The 18986-nt window shown below is 63.1% G+C and carries 16 protein-coding genes; 6 read left to right on the top strand and 10 right to left on the bottom strand.

Going from position 1 to position 18986, the window contains the following annotated elements; genetic code table 11:
* Positions 1–2 precede the first annotated feature (2 nt).
* The 4 genes from CLV47_RS19360 to CLV47_RS19345 form a co-directional block, all read right to left on the bottom strand.
* A complete protein-coding gene (locus CLV47_RS19360) occupies positions 3–1529 on the bottom strand; it encodes an ABC transporter permease (protein ID WP_106350768.1) in 1527 nt (508 codons plus the stop codon).
* On the bottom strand, positions 1526–2890 hold the full coding sequence (locus CLV47_RS19355) for an ABC transporter permease (RefSeq protein ID WP_106350767.1): 1365 nt from the start codon (positions 2888–2890) through the stop codon (positions 1526–1528). The genes CLV47_RS19360 and CLV47_RS19355 overlap by 4 nt, the downstream gene beginning before the upstream one ends.
* The gene (locus CLV47_RS19350) at positions 2887–4437 is read right to left on the bottom strand and encodes an ABC transporter ATP-binding protein (protein WP_106350766.1); all 1551 of its coding nucleotides are present in this window, start codon (positions 4435–4437) and stop codon (positions 2887–2889) included. The genes CLV47_RS19355 and CLV47_RS19350 overlap by 4 nt, the downstream gene beginning before the upstream one ends.
* A gap of 103 nt (positions 4438–4540) precedes the next feature.
* The gene (locus tag CLV47_RS19345; protein ID WP_106350765.1) at positions 4541–5599 is read right to left on the bottom strand and encodes a BMP family lipoprotein; all 1059 of its coding nucleotides are present in this window, start codon (positions 5597–5599) and stop codon (positions 4541–4543) included.
* A 203-nt stretch (positions 5600–5802) separates the two neighbouring features.
* On the opposite strand from CLV47_RS19345, the gene CLV47_RS19340 reads away from it, so the two are divergent.
* From CLV47_RS19340 to CLV47_RS19315, 6 genes are all read left to right on the top strand, one after another.
* Positions 5803–7737, top strand: a complete 1935-nt coding sequence (locus tag CLV47_RS19340) for a S9 family peptidase (RefSeq protein ID WP_106350764.1) — start codon at positions 5803–5805, stop codon at positions 7735–7737.
* A 72-nt stretch (positions 7738–7809) separates the two neighbouring features.
* Entirely contained in the window at positions 7810–8574 is a 765-nt protein-coding gene (locus tag CLV47_RS19335; protein ID WP_106350763.1) for an amino acid ABC transporter ATP-binding protein, read from the top strand.
* 122 nt (positions 8575–8696) lie between these two features.
* Entirely contained in the window at positions 8697–9572 is an 876-nt protein-coding gene (locus tag CLV47_RS19330; protein WP_106350762.1) for a glutamate ABC transporter substrate-binding protein, read from the top strand.
* Between the two features lie 81 nt (positions 9573–9653).
* Positions 9654–10304 carry an amino acid ABC transporter permease gene (locus CLV47_RS19325; protein ID WP_106350761.1) on the top strand — a complete coding sequence of 217 codons (651 nt, stop codon included), beginning with the start codon at positions 9654–9656 and terminating at the stop codon, positions 10302–10304.
* Complete coding sequence (locus CLV47_RS19320) at positions 10301–11218, top strand: amino acid ABC transporter permease (protein WP_106350760.1); 918 nt, start codon at positions 10301–10303, stop codon at positions 11216–11218. The genes CLV47_RS19325 and CLV47_RS19320 overlap by 4 nt, the downstream gene beginning before the upstream one ends.
* A gap of 107 nt (positions 11219–11325) precedes the next feature.
* Positions 11326–12597, top strand: coding sequence for a D-alanyl-D-alanine carboxypeptidase family protein (locus tag CLV47_RS19315; RefSeq protein WP_106350759.1), 1272 nt, complete (start codon positions 11326–11328; stop codon positions 12595–12597).
* A gap of 163 nt (positions 12598–12760) precedes the next feature.
* On the opposite strand, the gene CLV47_RS19310 is transcribed toward CLV47_RS19315, so the two are convergent.
* The 6 genes from CLV47_RS19310 to CLV47_RS19285 all read right to left on the bottom strand — a co-directional run bounded on the left by CLV47_RS19310 (position 12761) and on the right by CLV47_RS19285 (position 18976).
* On the bottom strand, positions 12761–13705 hold the full coding sequence (locus tag CLV47_RS19310; protein WP_202862701.1) for an aminoglycoside phosphotransferase family protein: 945 nt from the start codon (positions 13703–13705) through the stop codon (positions 12761–12763).
* The gene (locus tag CLV47_RS19305) at positions 13684–14841 is read right to left on the bottom strand and encodes a YhjD/YihY/BrkB family envelope integrity protein (protein ID WP_106350758.1); all 1158 of its coding nucleotides are present in this window, start codon (positions 14839–14841) and stop codon (positions 13684–13686) included. Before CLV47_RS19305 ends, CLV47_RS19310 begins: the two co-directional genes overlap by 22 nt.
* Complete coding sequence (locus CLV47_RS19300; protein WP_106350757.1) at positions 14822–15418, bottom strand: 2'-5' RNA ligase family protein; 597 nt, start codon at positions 15416–15418, stop codon at positions 14822–14824. Before CLV47_RS19300 ends, CLV47_RS19305 begins: the two co-directional genes overlap by 20 nt.
* Positions 15419–15427: 9 nt before the next feature.
* A complete protein-coding gene (gene trpS, locus CLV47_RS19295) occupies positions 15428–16507 on the bottom strand; it encodes a tryptophan--tRNA ligase (RefSeq protein WP_106350756.1) in 1080 nt (359 codons plus the stop codon).
* 32 nt (positions 16508–16539) lie between these two features.
* Positions 16540–17577 carry a histidinol-phosphate transaminase gene (gene hisC / locus CLV47_RS19290; protein WP_106350755.1) on the bottom strand — a complete coding sequence of 346 codons (1038 nt, stop codon included), beginning with the start codon at positions 17575–17577 and terminating at the stop codon, positions 16540–16542.
* A 121-nt stretch (positions 17578–17698) separates the two neighbouring features.
* Positions 17699–18976: a citrate synthase gene (locus CLV47_RS19285; RefSeq protein WP_106350787.1), complete on the bottom strand. Its 1278-nt coding sequence runs from the start codon at positions 18974–18976 to the stop codon at positions 17699–17701.
* Positions 18977–18986 lie beyond the last annotated feature (10 nt).

Here is an 18986-nt window from a genome sequence, read left to right as displayed (position 1 = left end):
GCCTATTTCCCCTTGCGGTAGTCGAGACCGTCCGCGGCCGGTGGTCTCAGTCGCTGCGCGGCGAAGGCAAGTACGAGCAACGTGATGATGTTAGGAATCGCCGACTTGAAGGACTGCGGAATACCGGTATTGGACAGCCACATCCACCCGAAGATCACATAGCCGACGACGTAAGCGCCAAGGTTGCGCGAGAATTGCGCGCGCAGTCGAGTCGACTGGAATGCGCGGATCGCGAAGTAGATCACTGCGGCGATCAGTATCAGAACCAGCACCAAGACGATTCCGAGACCGATCTTCGCCGGCGTACCGCTCACCGTCGTGCGCCCGGGGATGAACTCCATGCTGATCAGCAGCCGGATGGCCGCCACCACCAACGCTGCCACCGACGCAATCCCAACCACCACAGTGAAGATCAGCGTGGACCGGTGGCTGGACCTCTTCACCGCGACCTCGGCGCGTCGTTCTGCCAGCTTGCGCAACTCCAATACCAGCATCATCGCCAGGCCGAGGGCGACTAGTACGACGATTGCGGTCGACGCAGTGAGATCGGACCGCGCGTTGACCGCACTCGTGTAACCGAACAGCAGGCTTCCCAGCAGCGTGCCGCTGGTCGTCCAGTTGCCGAAGATCAGCGCCGCAAGTCCGACGTACCCACGTCCGCCGGTCTGGTTTTCCAGATATATCTGCGAGCTCACGGTGACGAGGTAGGCGCCCCCGATGCCACCCATCGCACCGGAGATGATCACCGCGATGTACTTCATTTTGTAGACGTTGACACCGAGCGTCTCGGCCGCCTGCGGGTTCTCGCCCGAGGAGCGCACCCGCAGCCCGAATGCGGTCCGCCACAGGATGTAGAACGTAATCGGGAACAGCGCCAGACACAGGATCGTCAGCAGGCTGAGGTTAGTAGTGAGACCGCCGACGATCCCGGCTAGGTCCGACACCACCGGAATTCCCTTGTGCTGCACGTCGTTCATCCAGTTGCTCCACGGCAGCGTGATCTTGGTGATCTGCCCGACCGGCGGTGACTGTTTGCCGTTTGACTCGGGAAACAACAGTTCGGCCATCATCCCGGCAACACCGAGGGCGAGGAGATTGATCGCGACACCGGACACAATGTGGTCGACACCGAAAGTGACGGTGGCGATGGCGTGAATGAGACCGAAGAGCGCACCGCCGATCATGCCCGCGATAACGCCGACCCACGGGCCGTGCAGCGAACCCTGCCACGCGCCGAAGATTGTGCCGGCGATCAGCATGCCTTCGAGCCCGATGTTGACGATGCCTGAGCGCTCGGACCAGAGCCCCGCCAGGCCGGCCATCGCGATCGGCATCGTCAGCACGAGGGTGGCCGTTATCGAGCCGACGGACGTGAACTGCGTCGCGCCGGTAGCCCACCGCACCAGGCAGAATGCAACGAACACGGCCGCGAGAATGGCGAGCTTACCGCGGGTGCTGATCCGCTTGCGGCGAGCGCCCCCGGGATGCTCCACGCCGGCGTCGATAAGCGCGCTGCTGCCGGTGGTCATCGTGTCCCCTCCCCGCTGTCGCTATCGGTCGTTCGCTGGTGTGGCTGCTCAACGTCGGCGGCTTCTTCAGATGTCGAGTCCGTCGACGGCGGACCGCCGTCTGGGATCTCCGCCGGATGCGCCGGGGTATTGGCCGCGACCGATCGCGCTTCGGCCTCCTTGGCCCTGCGCGAGACGACCGTGTAAGCAATAACCACGGCAAAAAGCACGACTGCCTGCATGATCGAGGCCAGCTTGTTGGAGATCCCGATGATCTGAAATCCGCGAGTGGCAACGTCAAGGAAGGCCCAGACGATCGCGGCGAAAAACATCCCGACCGGCGAGTTGCGACCAAGCAATGCGACCGCGATCCCGATGAAACCAAACCCGCTCAGAAACGTCTCGGAGAAGTTGTGCTGGTTGCCACCGAGAAGCTCAGCCATCCCCACCAGCCCGGCGATCCCGCCGGAGATGAACATCGCATAAATCGTCATCTTCTTCGCGCTGACGCCGCTAGCGGCCGCAGCGGTCGGGTTTTGGCCCGAGGCGCGAAGGTCGAAGCCGAACCGCGTGCGTTTAAGCAGGAAGGCGTAAACCACACCTAGCAGGAGGGCGATGACGATGAACCCATAGGTCTTCGTCGACGGTGGCGGCGGATCGAAGCCGAGCGCGTCGAGGATCGGGTTGACGATCTTGTTGAGGTCCGGAAACCAACCGGACTGATCGATCGTCTCGGTGAACGGTTTGCGCCCACCTGGATCGGGGCTCCACCCGCCATCGCGCAGCAAGAAACCGATCAGCGCGGCGGCGATCGCGTTGAGCATGATTGTCGAGATGACTTCGCTGACCCCGCGCGTGACCTTCAGGATGCCGGCGATGCCAGCCCAGATCGCGCCGGTGATCGAGGCGGTCACAATCATGACGAGGATGTGCAGTACTGCGGGCAGATTGTTGACCGATGCGCCGACGTACGCCGCGACAAGTGCCGCAAGCCGGTATTGTCCCTCGACGCCAATGTTGAACAGGTTCATGCGGAAGCCGACCGCGACCGCGAGCGCGGAGATGTAGTACATCCCGGTGCGGTTGATCAGCTCCACTATGTTGCGTCCGCGCGACATCGTCTGATTGACGCTGTCCAGTACGGCGCCGATATTGAAACCTGAGGCAATGATGACGATCGCTACGACAACGAGAGCGAAGATAAACGCCGCGACAGGGGCGGACATCGTCAGCCCGAGCTTGCGGATCCGGGCCTGACGCAGCGAGGGTCCGCTGACCGACTCGCGTTCGGGTTCGAGATCGGTCGCGGTGACGCCGTCAATCTGGTCCGGCGTGCGGTCACCGTCGTCGTTCGACTCACCGCGGTTCGTTGGCTCGGTCACTTCTTCTCCCCCGCGCCGCTCGTCTTCTCCCCCGCGCCGGTCATGGCGCCGCCAAGGTCTTCTGGGGTCACGGTGCTCGGATCGAACCCGCCCGCGATCGCGCCGCGCAGGATTACCAGCAAGGTGTCACTCAGACCGATCAGCTCATCAAGGTCGGCGGAGATCAGCAACATGGCCATCCCCGCCGCGCGCGCCGAGCGCAGGTTGTCCCAGATCGCGCTCTGAGCGCCCACATCTACACCTCGAGTCGGGTGCGCGGCGATCAGTAGTTTAGGGCTGTGGGCCATCTCCCGGCCGATGATCAGCTTTTGCTGGTTGCCACCGGACAGCGAACCGGCAGTGACGTCGATGCTCGGCGTACGGACGTCTTCCTCGGCCACGATGCGCTTGGTGTCGGCCTTCGCGTCGACCACGTCGATGAAGAAGTTGCCCTTGATGTTGGGCTTCTGCGTCTGATGCCCGAGGATCCGGTTCTCCCAGAGCGGCGAGTCCAGTAACAGGCCGTGCCGGTGCCTATCTTCAGGTATATAACCGATACCGGCCTCTCGACGGCGGCGGGTAGACCACTCGACGATGTTGTCGCCGTCGAAGTCGATTGAGCCGGACTCGAGAAGTCGCAGGCCCATAATCGCCTCGACGAGCTCGGCCTGCCCGTTGCCCTCGACACCGGCAATGCCAAGAATCTCGCCCGCTCGGATCTTGAGACTGACGTCGTTGACGGTCGGGCGCCCGCCGGCCCCGTTGACCGTCATCCCGGCGATGTTCAGTACGACGACGTCCGGCTGGATCGTGTTGCCGCGCGTGGTTGGTTCCGGTAGTTCGTTGCCGACCATCAGCTCGGCCAACTGCTTCGCGGTCGTGACTTTGGGGTCGACGGCCGCGACCGTCGTACCGCGTCGGATGACAGTAACGTCGTCCGCGACCGACAGCACCTCGTCGAGTTTGTGGGAAATGAAGATGACCGTGAGACCTTCACTCTTCAGTTCGCGCAAGTTGTCGAAAAGCTCGTCCACTTCCTGCGGAACCAGGACGGCGGTCGGCTCATCCAGGATGATGATCTTCGCGCCGCGGTAAAGAACCTTGACGATCTCCACCCGCTGACGATCACCGACCCCGAGCTCTTCAACAAGGGAATCCGGGTCAAGGTCCATGCCATAACTGCTGGAGATCTCGCGGATCTTCTTCTTCGCCGCCGTGCCGATGCCGTGCAAGTTCTCGGCACCGAGCACGATGTTTTCGAGCACCGTGAGGTTGTCGGCGAGCATGAAGTGCTGGTGCACCATCCCGATGCCGGCCTTGATCGCATCGAGCGGGGTCGTGAACTTGACCGGCTGGCCGTCGATCAGGATCTCTCCCTCATCGGGCCGCTGCATACCGTAAAGCGTTTTCATCAGAGTCGACTTGCCGGCGCCGTTCTCCCCGACGATCGCGTGCACGGTGCCCGTGCGCACCTTCAGGAAGATGTCTTTGTTTGCCACGACGCCCGGAAAACGTTTCGTGATGCCGATCAGCTCGACGGCCAGGCCCGACTCGGCTTGCTTGGTCATTCACACCTCGAGGATTGGTTAAACCCGGCTCGGCGGGTGTCCCCAACATTGTGGGAACACCCGCCGAACCATCCTTGCTTATCGATCTGCGTGCGCCAAGATGTTACGACTTCGACGGGACCTTGACGTCGCCGTCGACGATCGACTTCTTGGCCTCGTCCACCTTCGCACCAACCGCGCTCTTGATCTCCGCGTTGTTGATGACGTAGTCGACACCGTCTTCCTTCAGGCCGAGCGAGAAGTTGCCGGGCTTGAACTTGTCGTCCTTAACCGACTCGATGAACTTGTACGCCGCCGTGTCCAGACGCTTCAGCGCCGAACCGATGATCTGTTCCTTGTACGACGGGTCAGCCGTGAGGTACTGGTCGGAGTCCGTGCCGATCGCGAACTTCTTCTTCTCGGCTGCGGCCTCGAAGACGCCGTTGTTGGACAGGCCCGCTGCCGCGTAAATGATGTCGGCGCCCTTGTCGTAGATACCCTCAGCCGCGATCTTGCCCTTGTCTGGCGAGCTGTATCCGGAATAGTCACCGGCTTCGGTGAGGTACTGCTTCTCGATCACGATGTCGGACTTGGCGGCCTTGGCTCCAGCATCGAAGCCGACCTCGAAGTTGTTGATCAGGGTCTCGTTGACGCCGCCGACGAACCCGATGGTGCCGGTCTTGGAGGCAAGCGCGGCAAGTGTGCCGACGAGGTAGGCGTTCTCGTTGTCCTTAAACGTGTAGCCGGCAACGTTGTCGGCCTTGACGGTGCCGTTGTCGAGGATCTCGAACTTCACATCCGGGTAGTCCGGGGCGACAACCTCAAGCGCCGGGGCGTACGAGAAGCCGACACAAATGATGGCGGTGGCGCCGCCGTCTGCGAGCTGGCGCAGGCGATCTTCCTTATCCGCATCGGTTTCATCCGGCTTACCGGACAGCTCCGTTGGCTTGGCTAGGCCGAAGTCCTTGACGGCCTTATCGATACCGGTTGATGCGGAGTCGTTGAACGATTTGTCTCCACGGCCACCGACATCGAAGGCGACGCCTACCTTGACGCCGGACGAGTTACCCGATTCAGAGCTCGATTTGTCGTTGCTACTAGAACCACATCCGCCAAGTACGAGAGCTCCGGCAAGAAGTGAGGCGATAACCGCGCCTCCACGGATTCCACGTTGACGGCGCAAGACCGTCTCCTTTCAGACGGCGGCTGCCGGTGACGGTACGCACCGACCGTTTTGCAACCGCAAATTTCAACAGGCGCCCAGAGTAGACCGAGAACTCACACGAATACACCGGAATCGACGCGCCGAAACCAAAGCGTTGCAACCAATGACTTGGCGCCCCGCCGTACGGACCGCATGTCGGTCGTGTCCGATAGCCTGGCGCGGTGATCACACCCACGCCTTACGGCACCTGGCCCTCATCGATCACCCCTGAGCGTCTTGCCGGTGACTCGGTAAAGCTGTCGTCCGTGAACTGCGACGGAGACACCGTCTACTGGCTTGAGAGCCGGTCGGACAACAATGGCCGGCCGGCGTTGGTCCGGCGAACAGCGGGCGGCCCCGCCCGACCGGTCCTCGCGTCCACGTTCGCCCTAATGACGGGCGTACATGAGTACGGCGGCGGCGCGTACGGCGTACGCGACGGCGTTGTGGTCTTCTCCAACTTCCCCGACGCGCGACTGTGGCGGTTCGGCCCTGGAGACACCGAACCGGTCGCGATCACGCCGGCCGCGACGCTCACGCATAAGGCCCGGTACGCCGACATCCAGGTCTACCCGGACCTCGGCGTCGTACTGGCCGTGCGCGAAAACCACCTCACCTCAACCCGCGAGCCGCTCAACGAGATCGTCGAAATTCCCTTGTACGGCGACAACCCCGACCCCGGCACCGTCATCACACCGGCGAGTGACTTCGTGTCCGGGCCGTCGCTGTCACCGGACCGATCACGGCTGGCCTGGGTCGCATGGGACCACCCAGACATGCCCTGGGACACCAGCCGGGTTCAAGTAGCCGCCTACCACCGTGGGTCCATGATCAGCGGTCGAACGGTCGTCGCGGGCGGCCCCGACGAAGCGGCCGGACAACCGCGGTGGCTGCCGGACGGGCGCCTCGTATTCGTCAGCGACCGCACCGGATGGTCCAACCTCTACCTATTCAACGATGACGAGGTCGAGCCACTTCATCCGCTGGATGCCGAGTTCGCGGCACCGCAATGGTCGCTCGGCATGGCCAGCTTCGCCGTCCTCGACGAACGCACGATCGCCTGCCATTGGTCGGAGGCGGGCACCGCGCGGCTCGGCGTACTGGACACCGATACTCGCGAGCTACGCGACCTCGGCCTCGACATCGCCGACGCGACGCACCTCGCCGCCGGCGCCGGACGCATTGTCGCGGTGCTGGCTTTCCACGACCGACCATCCGCGGTCACCTCCCTCGACCCGGTCGACGGTCGCACGGTGGACCTGCAGAGGGCCGGCCCTGCACCAACCGCACCCGTATCGCGCGCACAACCGGTCGAATGGGTGACCACCGACAACGAAATCTGCCACGGCTACTTCTACCCGCCGGCCGGGGAGCGCCAGACAGAAGCGCCGCAGGCCCCACCACCACCACTGCTTGTGAATGTGCACGGCGGGCCGACGGCCGCCGCGCTACCCGCCTACAGCCTGCATGCTCAATTCTGGACCAGCCGCGGGTTCGCGTTGCTCGACGTCAATTACCGCGGAAGCTCCGGTTACGGTCGGGCCTACCGAGAGAAGCTGCGCGGCAACTGGGGGTTGGTCGACGTCGCCGACTGCGTGAGCGGCGCGCTGTCACTCGCCGATGGCGGTCAGGTTGATCGGCATCGCATCGCGATTCGCGGCTCGAGCGCGGGCGGCTACACCGTGTTGCGCGCGCTGTCGACCACCGAGACATTCGCGGCAGGCGCGAGCCACTTCGGCGTCGCCGACCTCGAGCTGCTAGCCAAGGACACCCATAAGTTCGAGTCGTCGTACCTCGACGGTCTCATCGGGCCGTATCCCCGCGCGGCCGCCACTTTCCGGGAGCGCTCTCCCCTGCACAACGCGGCCGAGATCACCGCGCCGATCCTGCTGCTGCAGGGCCTGGAGGACAAGGTTGTGCCGCCAAACCAAGCACAAGCCATGGTCCACGCAATTGAGGAGCGAGGCGGGACGGTAGAGCTCGTCGAGTTCGCCGACGAGGGCCATGGATTTCGGTTCGCATCGTCGATCAAACGCACCTACGAGGCCGAGCTGTCGTTCTACCTCGACGTCTTCGATCTGCAACCGGAGCCGGGCGGCCGGCGGTCCGTATTTTGATCACACATCTGTAACACGTCTGTGACCGCAGATACCCAGATTTTGCGCCAATCACAAGTAGTGTTTTCCCCCATGAGCGAAGCGAACGTGAGCGCACCGCCATCTGCGCTTGTGCAGATCAAGGGCGTTAACAAGTGGTACGGCGACTTGCATGTCCTCAAAGACGTCAACCTCGACGTCAATCGTGGCGAGGTAGTCGTCGTACTCGGCCCATCAGGGTCCGGTAAGTCCACGCTGTGCCGCTGCATCAACCGACTCGAGACGATCGGTGAGGGCGAGATCGTCATCGACGGCAAGATACTTCCCGAAGAGGGTAAGGAACTGGCGGCGTTGCGGGCCGAGGTCGGCATGGTTTTCCAGAGCTTCAATCTATTTGCACACAAGTCGATCCTCGACAACGTCACGCTCGGGCCGATCAAGGTCAAGAAGATGTCGAAGAAGGACGCCGAGGAAGAGGGCATGAAGCTGCTCGACCGAGTCGGCATCGGAAACCAGGCATCCAAGATGCCCGCACAGCTGTCCGGTGGGCAGCAGCAACGGGTCGCCATCGCCCGCTCGCTGGCGATGCATCCCAAGGTCATGCTGTTCGACGAGCCCACCTCAGCGCTCGACCCTGAGATGGTTCAGGAGGTCCTCGACGTCATCGTGCAGCTGGCGAAGGAGGGCATGACCATGGTCGTGGTCACCCACGAGATGGGTTTCGCCCACAAGGCGGCCGATCGCGTCATCTTCATGGCCGACGGACAAATCGTCGAGCAGGCGCCGCCGGACGAGTTCTTCAGCAACCCGAAGTCCGATCGTGCCCGGGACTTCCTCGGAAAGATCCTCAACCACTAGAGCCCCAACGTCCAGGTCCCGTCACGATGACGCAGATCGGTAACCAACCAGACCGGACGCCCCACGTCCGCGTCCCCACCTCCAGTAATCCGCTAACCAACCAAAAGATGAGAGGGACCCCCATGCGGACCAAGATTGCGGCAGTTGCGGCAATTGCCGCGCTCGCGCTGGCTATCACCGGCTGCGGCAAGGCCAAAGACGACAGCAGCAACCAGCCCAAAGTCGACAAGTCGGTTTCGTTTGACGCCGGCACGAAGATGGAGGCGCTCAACAAGGCGCAGTCCATCAAGATCGGCGTGAAATTCGATCAGCCCGGCCTCGGCTACAAAGACCCATCCAAGTCCGGGCCCGTGGGCTTCGACATCGAGATCGCCAAGATCGTCGCAGCAAAGCTCGGTATTCCGGCGGACAAGATCCAGTGGGTCGAGACCGTCTCGAAGAACCGCGAACCGTTCCTACAGAACGGCACCGTCGACATCGTCGTCGCGTCGTACTCGATCACCGACGAACGCAAGCAGATCGTCGGCATGGCAGGCCCCTACTACGTCACCGGCCAGCAGCTGCTGGTGCGTTCGGACGACGACTCGATCAAGGGCCCGGATGACCTCACCGGCAAGGGCGTCTGCTCGGTCACCGGCTCGACCTCGATCAAAACCGTCGAGGAGAAGTACGGCGCCACACCGAAACCGTTCGGCACCTACTCCGAGTGCGTGCAGGCACTGTTGAACAAGACCGTTGACGCGGTCACCACCGACGGCCCGATCCTGCTCGGCTACGCCGCTCAGGACCCCGACAAGCTCAAGGTTGTAGGCGACACGTTCAGCGAGGAGCGCTACGGCATCGGCTTCGCTAAGGGCGACACCAAGTTCTGCGAGTTCCTGTCCACGACGATCAAAGACTCGTTCAAAGACGGATCGTGGGAGCAGGCCTTCAAGGACACCCTCGGCAAGGCCAAGGTTGACGCGCCGAAGCCACCGACGGTTGACGCCTGCGCATAGTCCCAGGCGTGGGGCGTGATCGCCGTCGGCGGTCACGCCCCACCGGGCTCATGTCGATAGGCAGATGGAAGGACGTCGTACGTGAACGTACTGATCGACAACTTGCCGGACCTGCTCAGCGGGTTCGGTAAGACTCTCGCGCTCAGCGCGATCGCGGGGGTCTGCGCCCTGATCCTCGGCACTATACTCGCGAGTTTCCGGGTGTCACCGGTACCGGTCTTCCGGGCAATCGGTACGTCGTACGTCAACATCTTCCGCAACACCCCGTTGGTGCTGCTGTTCGTACTTTTCATCTTCGGCCTACCCCAGCTCGGTATCACCGGCGACCACCTCTTCGCCTTCGCGGCAGCCGCAATGTCCATCTACACCGCCGCGTTCGTGTGCGAGGCGCTGCGATCGGGCATCAACTCGGTCAACGTCGGGCAGGCCGAGGCAGCGCGTTCCATCGGACTGACCTTCCAGCAAAACCTGTCACTAGTAATCCTGCCGCAGGCGTTTCGGGCAGTCATTCCGCCGTTGGCCAGCGTCTTCATCGCGCTCGTCAAGAACACCGCGATCGTCGAGGCCTTCGGCATCACGGAGGCGGCGTACCAAATGGATAGCCTCGTGCGTGACCATCCGCAGTCCATCTACGCCGTATTCGCCGGTACGGCGGCCGGCTACATCATCATCGTCTTCGCAATATCAGGGGCGGCACGATTGCTGGAGCGCAAGCTGGAGGTCAAGCGATGAGCAACGTCCTGTTCGACGCGCCCGGGCCCAAGGGTCGCGCACGGCAGCGGGTGTTCGGCACCGTCGGTGTCGTGATCATCGTCGCCTTCCTTGGATTCATCGTCTACAAGTTCAACCAGAGCGGCCAGTTCGAGTCGAAAATGTGGGATCCGTTCGTCAATCCCAATGTCATTCGCACACTCGCCAACGGTCTGCTCAACACGCTCATCGCGGCCGTATTCTCGATTATCCTGGCACTGATTTTCGGCGCGATCTTCGGATCCATGCGCCTATCCACGATCGCTCCCATTCGGTGGATCGGCACGATTGTGGTGGAGTTCTTCCGCGCCGTACCCCTCGTGCTGCTGATCCTGTTTATCTTCCTGCGCTATGCGCACGCGATGCAGGGCTTCTTCGACAGCATCGGCGTCACGGACGTCATGGACAATCTCGGTCTCGGACGCAGCCAGGGCGCGCTGGCCAGCCTGATTCTCGGCCTCACGCTGTATAACGGGTCGGTGCTTGCCGAGATCCTGCGGGCCGGGGTCAACTCGGTGCCCACCGGCCAACGCGAAGCGGCGTACTCGATCGGTCTGCGGCCGACACAGACGCTGCGAATGATTCTTGCCCCCCAGGCGATCCGCACCATGCTGCCGGCGATCGTCAGTCAAAGCGTCGTAGCGCTCAAGGACACGTCGCTGGGCTTCATCGTGGCATTCGAAGAGTTCGTCCGGTCCGGTCAACTGATCGCGGCCAATCCGACGCTGCGCAACTACATCCCGATGGCATTGATCCTCGGCACCGTCTACGTGCTGATCAACTACTCGCTATCGAAGTTCGCGCAGTATCTGTCCAACCGGCAGCAGCGTAAGACCAAACTGTCACCGCTGAAAGACCCGGCACTAGCCGCGGTGGGACCCGGGGCGATCAAGTAATAGTCCTGCTAACCCACCTGAAACGCAGGTCACGCAGGGATCTTTGCCGGATTCGCCACACCCCGATCGTACGGCGGTTTTACCCGCTGCCTCGTTAGAGTCGAGGGATGTTCCACCGCCGCGCAGGACGCCGCCCAAAGGCGCCCAGAATACTCGCGACGGTAGCCACCCTCGGCATGCTCATCACCGGCGGACCAGTGGCCTCCGCAGACCCATCGAGTCCGCCATCGCCATCCATCGACGCGTCAGCACCGACCCCAACCGCGCCGTATCCTGCCGGACCACCACAGGGATTCGGGCCAGATGGAATTACGATCGGCGGCCCCGGACTCGACACGCGCGCCCGCGTACAAGCACCCGGCACACCCGCCCTGCCGGGCGGGATCGACGCCAAGGGGTGGGTCATCGCCGATGCTACTTCCGGTCAGATCCTGGCCGCTCAAGATCCGCATGGGCGCTACTACCCCGCCAGCACCCTCAAGCTGCTCACCATGACGACGCTCTACCCCCTGCTGGACCCAAACCAGATCCTGACCGCGACTCACGAAGACGCCAGTGTCGAAGGGAGCCGGGTCGGAATCGTCGAGAACGGCCAATACACCGTCGCCCAACTCTGGAATGCGCTTGTCCTGCAATCCGGCAACGACGCAGCCCAGATGCTGGCCGAAGGCGCCGGCGGAGTCTCCAAGTCGCTGTCCCTGATGAACGCAAAAGCAAAGGAGCTCCAGGCATACGACACGATCGCCGGAACCGTTTCTGGCCTGGATGTCAGCGGGCAGAGCTCGTCGCCGTACGACCTATGCATCTTCCTACGTGAAATCATCAGTAACCCCGCGACACTCAAGATCGCCGGTGAGCTCACCGGCCAGCTGCCGCCGGTGCCGCCGAAGTACGGCCCGCTCAACTACAGCACTCAAGACAAGCTGCTCACCCACCAGTACCCGGGCGCATTAGGCGGGAAGACCGGATTTACCGACGCCGCCCGGCACACGTTCGTGGGCGCTGCGGCACAAAACGGTCGCACGCTGATCGTGAGCCTCATGCAGGCCGAGCAGACTCCGGTACAGACGTGGCAGCAGGCGGCCGCGCTTCTCGACTGGGGATTCAGCACGCCGGCGACGACCAGCGGCCTCGGCAAACTCGTCGTACCCGGCGAGGTCTCCGAACAACCGGCCTCCGTGTCGGAATCGATCGGATCATCGGCGCCCGCGCTCAGCGATGGAGCCGGCACACCGGTCGCCGAGACCACTCCCCGAAGCCATGGCGTGCCGCTGTGGCCGGCGATCCCGATCCTGGTCCTGCTCGTCGGCGGGGCGATCTGGATCGCCGCACCGGTGCACTCCAAGAACAAGAAGAAGCCCAAGGACCGCCGCCACTAGGCGATGATCGGGGGACGCCGCTATTGATCTGCGAACCGAGACCCCGTACGCCACCCAGCGCGATCCGTCACGAAATTCCGCCCGTCCGTCACGAATGTCCGCCCGTCCGTCACGAATGTCCGCCTGTCCGTCACGAATGTCCGCGGCCGAGGACAGATCAGCCCTACTGGACTGCCTTGGCGATCGCGATGCAGCGAGTGATCCATCGCTGATCGTCATTGCTAAGCGAGGTCCGGGCTCGGCCAGCATCTTCGATCGCCCAGTACGCGTTGAGCACCATGCGCACGACCACCCAGTCGCGGGCCCGGTCCGGGTCTAGCCCGGCGCCGTCGACCAGCCGATAGAACCGCCTTTGTACCGCGGACCTCACATCGCCGGAGGCGACCAGCTCGTCCCAGCGGTTCCACAGCATCGGCGCGACCTCGTAGTGCGGGTCACCAGACATCGGCTTGGGGTCGATGGCTAGCCACGGTTCACGATCACCGGCGAGCACATTTTCGAAATGCAGGTCACCGTGGATCGTTGTACCCGTGCTCCTCTCGTCGCCCACGAAGTCGCCGGCCAACGCAACGGCCTGACCCACCAGCCGCCGTGGGACCGGGGCATCGGACGGCAAGGTGTTGAGCGCATTGGCCCACCGCTCGACGTACGACGTGAGCGAGCGCAGCTGCGGGTGCGCCGGCACGTGCAGCCGCGGATACAGACCTGCGACGACATCGCACGCCTCTGACTCGGAGACCGAACGAAGATCCCTGGCCTTTAGTCGTTCCAGCAGCATCACGCGTCGGCCCGGCTCCGCGCGCAGCAGTTGTACGGCGCCGCTCCCGTGCCATCCTTGCAGCGCGAGGTGCTCGAACTGAGACTCATCGTCACCGTCGTACCCAAGCTTGAGTACGGCCCGCTGTCCGGCAGCCGCCCGCACCGGGATCACCAGCGAGCAGAAGCCGTGCATCGGCGCCCCGTCCTCGGTCAGGTCCCATTCGCGCAGCATCTCGTCGGCGAGCCTCGGCAAGCGCGCCAGCCAGTCCGCCCAGGTCGGTCCGAGTCTTTCTTGGGCGCGCAGCCCGGACGGGATCTGTCGGGGGGCTATGTCCGCTCGGCGTCCCACCAGCGCCGAATGAATCCAGGTATCAGCGAGCCGACGACGGCACCGGCCGCGAGCAGCACCCCAAGCACGACACCTGGGGAGTACGGCGCGTTGCGTCGATGCTCTTCGATCGCCTGGAGGCGGGCAAGCTCGGATTCCTGCTGGGTCCGCTCGCTACCGATGCCCAACGCCTCGGCCTCCGCCCGGCGTATCTCCAGCACTGGTCTCGAGGTCGCCGTCCAGGTGATCGTGACGAGCATTAGTCGGGACATCAAATTGATCCACACGAGAAGTCCAAGCACGGCGCCAAAGACGCCGGCCGCCGGACTCGCTGCCACACGGGGGATGTAGATCGTGCCGACGACCTTGAGAATCTCGAACCCGATCGCGCCAAAGAGCGCTCCACGCAACACCGCGCGAAACGGCAGCTTCTGTCGCGGCAGTGTCACGATGATGTAGAGGAACAGCAGCACGTCGGCGATCAACGCTGCCGCGATCGCGATGATCTTCATCAGCACGAACGCCCCCGGAAGATGATCCAGTCCGATCAACTTGACGAGGTAGGTCGTCACGTCGCCGGCAACTGTTGACAGACCAATCGAGACGACGAGCGCTAGTCCAAGACCGACCAGGGTACCGAGGTCACCCAGAAACTGTTTGACAAATGGCTGTTTCTCGTGGGGCTGCCCCCACATCTCCTGTGTCGCCTTGCGGAGGTTGCTCACCCAGCCAGTCCCGGTGTAGGCAACCAGCACAAGCGAAATGATTCCGATACCTGTGGCCTGGTCACGGGCCGCAGTCAACGCGTTGGCGATCAGGTCTCCTGCGCCGCCAGGCACGCTTTCCGCGAGGGACTTGTTGATGTCGTCGAACATCTGGGGGTTGCCGCGCATGACGAACCCGAAGACGGCGACCGCCAGCAGCAGGATCGGGAACAGCGCGAGGAAGGTCAGATAAGTGATGCTGGCGGCGTACATGTCACCGTTGCGCTCGGTGTATCGCTCCCCCGCGCGCATCAGGTGGTCGAGCCAGGGATACTTCGCCTTCAGCTCGTCGAGCTTCTGACCGAGCTTGCCCTTCTGCTCGTCAGGCTCAGCATCTGCCTCTCGAGTAGTGATTTCGTCGAACTCAACTTCGTCAGCGCGTGCTTGTGGCATTGCGCAAACTACCCTTCGCTAGCGGATAGGTGGCGATCCGGTCCCATGAACCGTTGTCGTTCTGGCGATGTACTGCTACCTGGTCGACGACCAGGTTGGCACGAAAACCCTCCAGACCTTCGTAGGCCTCGTCGAGATAGTCCTCCGAGACGTTGTGCGCAACGGTGACATGTGGATGGTAGGGAAACTGCAGCGGCACCTCGAGTGGACCGAAACGCAGGTCGTCGGCGAGGATCTCGCACGCGGAGATACCTTGTGAGACCGCGACGAACACGACGTCCGAAATCGGCCGGAAGGTGCCGGTGCCACGCAAATGCAGCGTGAAGTCGTGGTGCCGCGCCGCGTGCCATCGCAACCGGTCCAGTACGTCGGACAGCTGCGCCACTGGTATCGCTGTCGGCGGGATCAGCGTGATGTGCGGTTCGACCAGATTGGCGAGCGGATCACCGATCTTGACCCGCCAGTGCGTCAGCTCGGACGCGTGCGGCTCCGGCACCGTGATCGACACGCCAAGCGTGATTTCGCCGTCCTCATCATCCACCGGAGGCTCCGGCGTATGGCTGATCGGTGTCGACATCTAGCCGCCTTACTCGCGACTCGATACAGCCGGGCGACCAGCGTCACGGCCATCAAATCCGATAGCCCGATAGACCTTCGCAAGGGTGTCTGCGGCAATTACCCGCGCTCGCTCGGCACCGCGGTCCATGATCTTGTCGAGTTCCGCCGGATCGTCGAGGAGCTCACGGGTCCTGTTGCCGATCGGTTCGAAGACGGCGACGACCGCGTCCGCCGTATCCACCTTGAGTGCCCCATAACCCTTGCCGGCGTAATCGGCGACGAGGCTCTCAGGGTCGCGATCGGTGATCGATCCGAGGATCGTGAGCAGGTTTGCGACACCAGGCTGGTTGTCCGGATCGAAGCTGACCACGCCGATCGAGTCGGTCATCGCGCTCTTGATCTTCTTGCTCATTTGCTTGGGCGTATCGAGCACGTTGACGAGGGAGTTTTCGGTGGCCGTCGACTTGCTCATCTTGCCGGTCGGGTTTTGCAAGTCGACGATTCGGCCGGTTTCCTTGACGATATGCGGCTCGGGTACGACGAAGGTCTCGCCGTACTTCGCATTGAACCGGGCCGCGAGGTCGCGGGTGAGCTCCAAGTGCTGGCGCTGATCCTCGCCCACCGGGACGACGTGTGTCTGGTAGAGCAGGATGTCGGCGGCCATCAGCATCGGGTAGGTAAAGAGACCCACCGACGACCGATCCGCGCCGCCTTTGGCGCTCTTGTCCTTGAACTGGGTCATCCGGCTCGCCTCACCGAATCCAGTAAGACACTCCAAGACCCATGTGAGTTGGGCATGCTCAGGTACGTCGCTTTGCACGAACAGCACCGAACGGTCCGGGTCCACGCCGAGCGCGACGAGCTGAGCGAGGCTGGCCCGCGTGCGCCGATGCAGATCGGCGGGGCTCGGGTCCACGGTGAGCGCGTGCTGGTTGACCACGCAGTAGATCGGATCATGCGTCTGTTGCAGCGCCACCCAGTGACGCAGCGCGCCGAGATAGTTGCCCAGGTGGAACGAGTCGGACGTCGGCTGGATGCCGGAAAACACTCGTGGCGATGCGGTCACTGCTGGATGCTGCCCTTCATGGCTGTCGCGGGTCTTGGTCATCTTTCCATGTTGTCGTGTCGGGCACGAGCGATTCAGCCGCGTACGGCGCTCAAGAACAAATCGTTCTCGTCCGGCGTACCGACGGTGACTCGGATACCTTCCTCGCCGAACGCGCGCCCGCTGATGCCGACCGCACCGAGCCGGCGTACCAGTTCGGGCGTGTCGGTGCCCGAGTCGATCCACACGAAGTTGGCCTGCGAGTCGGGCACCGTCCAGCCGAGCGCCCTGAGCTCGGTCGTGAGTCGGACACGCTCGCTGGTGGTCTGCGCGACGCGGTCACGCAACTCGCCCTCCGCGTGGAGGCTCGCGATCGCCGCCGCCTGGGCGATCGTCGAGACACTGAACGGCATCGCGGTCTTGCCGACCGACGCGGCGATGTCGAGGTTTTCAGAGACGACGTAGCCGATCCGCAGCGCGGCTAGACCGTACGCCTTGGAGAACGTCTTGAGCAGGCACGCGTTCTGGCGCCCCTTGATGAGGTCGACCCCCGATGCGATCTGCGGGTCGTCGATGTACTCGCCATACGCCTCATCGATGATTACCAGCACCTCTGACGGTACGGCGTCAAGAAACGCGACCAGGCGATCGCGCTGCACGGCCGTACCGGTGGGGTTGTTGGGATTGCAGACGATGATCACCCGCGTGCGGTCGGTGATCGCGGCGAGCATCGCGTCGAGGTCGTACATGTGCTCTCGTAACGGCACCTGAATCGCGCGAACCCCGACGACGGCACTGACGAGCGGGTAGGCCTCGAATGAACGCCATCCGTAGACGATCTCGTCGCCCTCATGGGTGAACGCCTGCAGGATCTGTTCGCCGATCGTCAACGAGCCGGCACCGATGGCCACTTGCTCGGGCGGTACGTCGTACTTTCGGGCTACCTGCTCGCGTAGCTCGAGCGACGCGGTGTCGGGGTAGCGATTAATCTCGCCCGCCGCAACCGTGATCGCCTCGATGACCGACGGCAGCGGCGGAAACGGGTTCTCGTTGCTGGCGAGTTTGACTTTGGCGGGTTTGCCCGGGACGTACGCCGGCAGCGCCGCGATGCGGTCGATTGGGTGGGTGTTCATGTCGGCTCCTCAGTCACTGAGCTAGGTACGTCGCCCCGCAAAAACTCGCGTCCGAGCGACCGGGCCCTGGGCCGCGGTTGCTCGGACGCGTGGTTGTGCTGGTGGTGCGTGGTGCTGGTGGTTACTTGCTCGGGAAGTCCCGCGCAGGCGCCCCTGTGTAGACCTGACGGGGCCGGCCAATCTTGCCCTTAGGGTCGTTGATCATCTCGCGCCACTGCGCGATCCAGCCGGGCAGCCGGCCGAGCGCGAACAGCACCGTGAACATCGGCGTCGGGAAGCCCATCGCCTTGTAGATCAGGCCGGTGTAGAAGTCGACGTTGGGGTACAGCTTGCGCTCGGTGAAGTAGTCGTCCGAAAGGGCGATCTCTTCAAGCTTCATCGCGATATCGAGCAGCGGGTCGGGCTTGTTCATCCGCTCGAGTACGTCGCGGACGGCAGTCTTGACGATGGCCGCGCGCGGGTCGTAGTTCTTGTAGACGCGGTGTCCGAAGCCCATGAGCTTGACGCCGTCTTCTTTGTTCTTGACCTTCTTGACGAAGTCAGTGACGTCGCCGCCATGGTTTTGGTGAATGTCTTCGAGCATTTCCAGGACGGCCTGGTTGGCGCCGCCGTGCAGCGGACCGAAGAGTGCGTTGACACCGGCGCTGATCGACGCGAACAGGTTGGCCTGCGCGGAGCCGACGAGGCGGACCGTCGAGGTCGAGCAGTTCTGCTCGTGATCGGCGTGCAGGATGAACAGCATGTCGAGGACCTTAGACATGACCGGGTCGATCTCGAACTGCTCGGCCGGTACGCCGAAGGTCATCCGCAGGAAGTTCTCGACGTACCCGAGGGTGTTGTCCGGGTAGAGGAACGGCTGACCGACCGACTTCTTGTACGCGTACGACGCGATCGTCGGCAGCTTGGCCATTAGGCGGATGGTGGACAGTTCGACGTGTTCCTCGTCGAACGGGTCGAGGCTGTCCTGGTAGAACGTCGAGATGGCGCTGACGCCCGAGGACAGCACGGCCATCGGATGAGCCTCGCGGGGGAAGGCCTCGAAGAAGCGGCGCATCTCCTCATGCAGCAGCGTGTGGCGAGTGATGGAGTTTTGGAACTCCTCGAGCTGGGCCTTCGTGGGCAGCTCGCCGTAGATCAGCAGCCAGGAAGTCTCGAGGAATGATGACTTCTCCGCAAGCTGCTCGATGGGGTAACCGCGGTAACGCAGGATCCCCTGGTCACCATCGATGTAAGTGATGGACGACTCGCAGGACGCGGTATTGACGAAACCAACGTCGAGCCCAACTTTTCCGGTCGTGGCGAGCAGCTTCGAGACGTCGAGCCCGTCGGAACCCTCAGTGGCTGGGATTGTCGCGAGATCGAGTACACCTTCGGGGTGTTTCAGCGCGTAATCGGACACGTAGTTCACC

This window comes from Antricoccus suffuscus, assembly GCF_003003235.1.
GTDB lineage: Bacteria > Actinomycetota > Actinomycetes > Mycobacteriales > Antricoccaceae > Antricoccus > Antricoccus suffuscus.
The sequence above is the reverse complement of the archived record's forward strand: the minus strand, read 5'-3'. Positions and strand labels throughout refer to the sequence as shown.

Excerpts from the sequence above, each read along its gene's own strand:
- CLV47_RS19360 (WP_106350768.1), bottom strand. The coding sequence starts at position 1,529 with ATGACCACCGGCAGCAGCGCGCTTATCGACGCCGGCGTGGAGCATCCC.
- CLV47_RS19315 (WP_106350759.1), top strand. The coding sequence starts at position 11,326 with ATGTTCCACCGCCGCGCAGGACGCCGCCCAAAGGCGCCCAGAATACTC.
- CLV47_RS19305 (WP_106350758.1), bottom strand. The coding sequence starts at position 14,841 with ATGCCACAAGCACGCGCTGACGAAGTTGAGTTCGACGAAATCACTACT.
- CLV47_RS19320 (WP_106350760.1), top strand. The coding sequence starts at position 10,301 with ATGAGCAACGTCCTGTTCGACGCGCCCGGGCCCAAGGGTCGCGCACGG.
- CLV47_RS19335 (WP_106350763.1), top strand. The coding sequence starts at position 7,810 with ATGAGCGAAGCGAACGTGAGCGCACCGCCATCTGCGCTTGTGCAGATC.
- CLV47_RS19330 (WP_106350762.1), top strand. The coding sequence starts at position 8,697 with ATGCGGACCAAGATTGCGGCAGTTGCGGCAATTGCCGCGCTCGCGCTG.
- hisC (WP_106350755.1), bottom strand. The coding sequence starts at position 17,577 with ATGAACACCCACCCAATCGACCGCATCGCGGCGCTGCCGGCGTACGTC.
- trpS (WP_106350756.1), bottom strand. The coding sequence starts at position 16,507 with ATGACCAAGACCCGCGACAGCCATGAAGGGCAGCATCCAGCAGTGACC.
- CLV47_RS19350 (WP_106350766.1), bottom strand. The coding sequence starts at position 4,437 with ATGACCAAGCAAGCCGAGTCGGGCCTGGCCGTCGAGCTGATCGGCATC.
- CLV47_RS19300 (WP_106350757.1), bottom strand. The coding sequence starts at position 15,418 with ATGTCGACACCGATCAGCCATACGCCGGAGCCTCCGGTGGATGATGAG.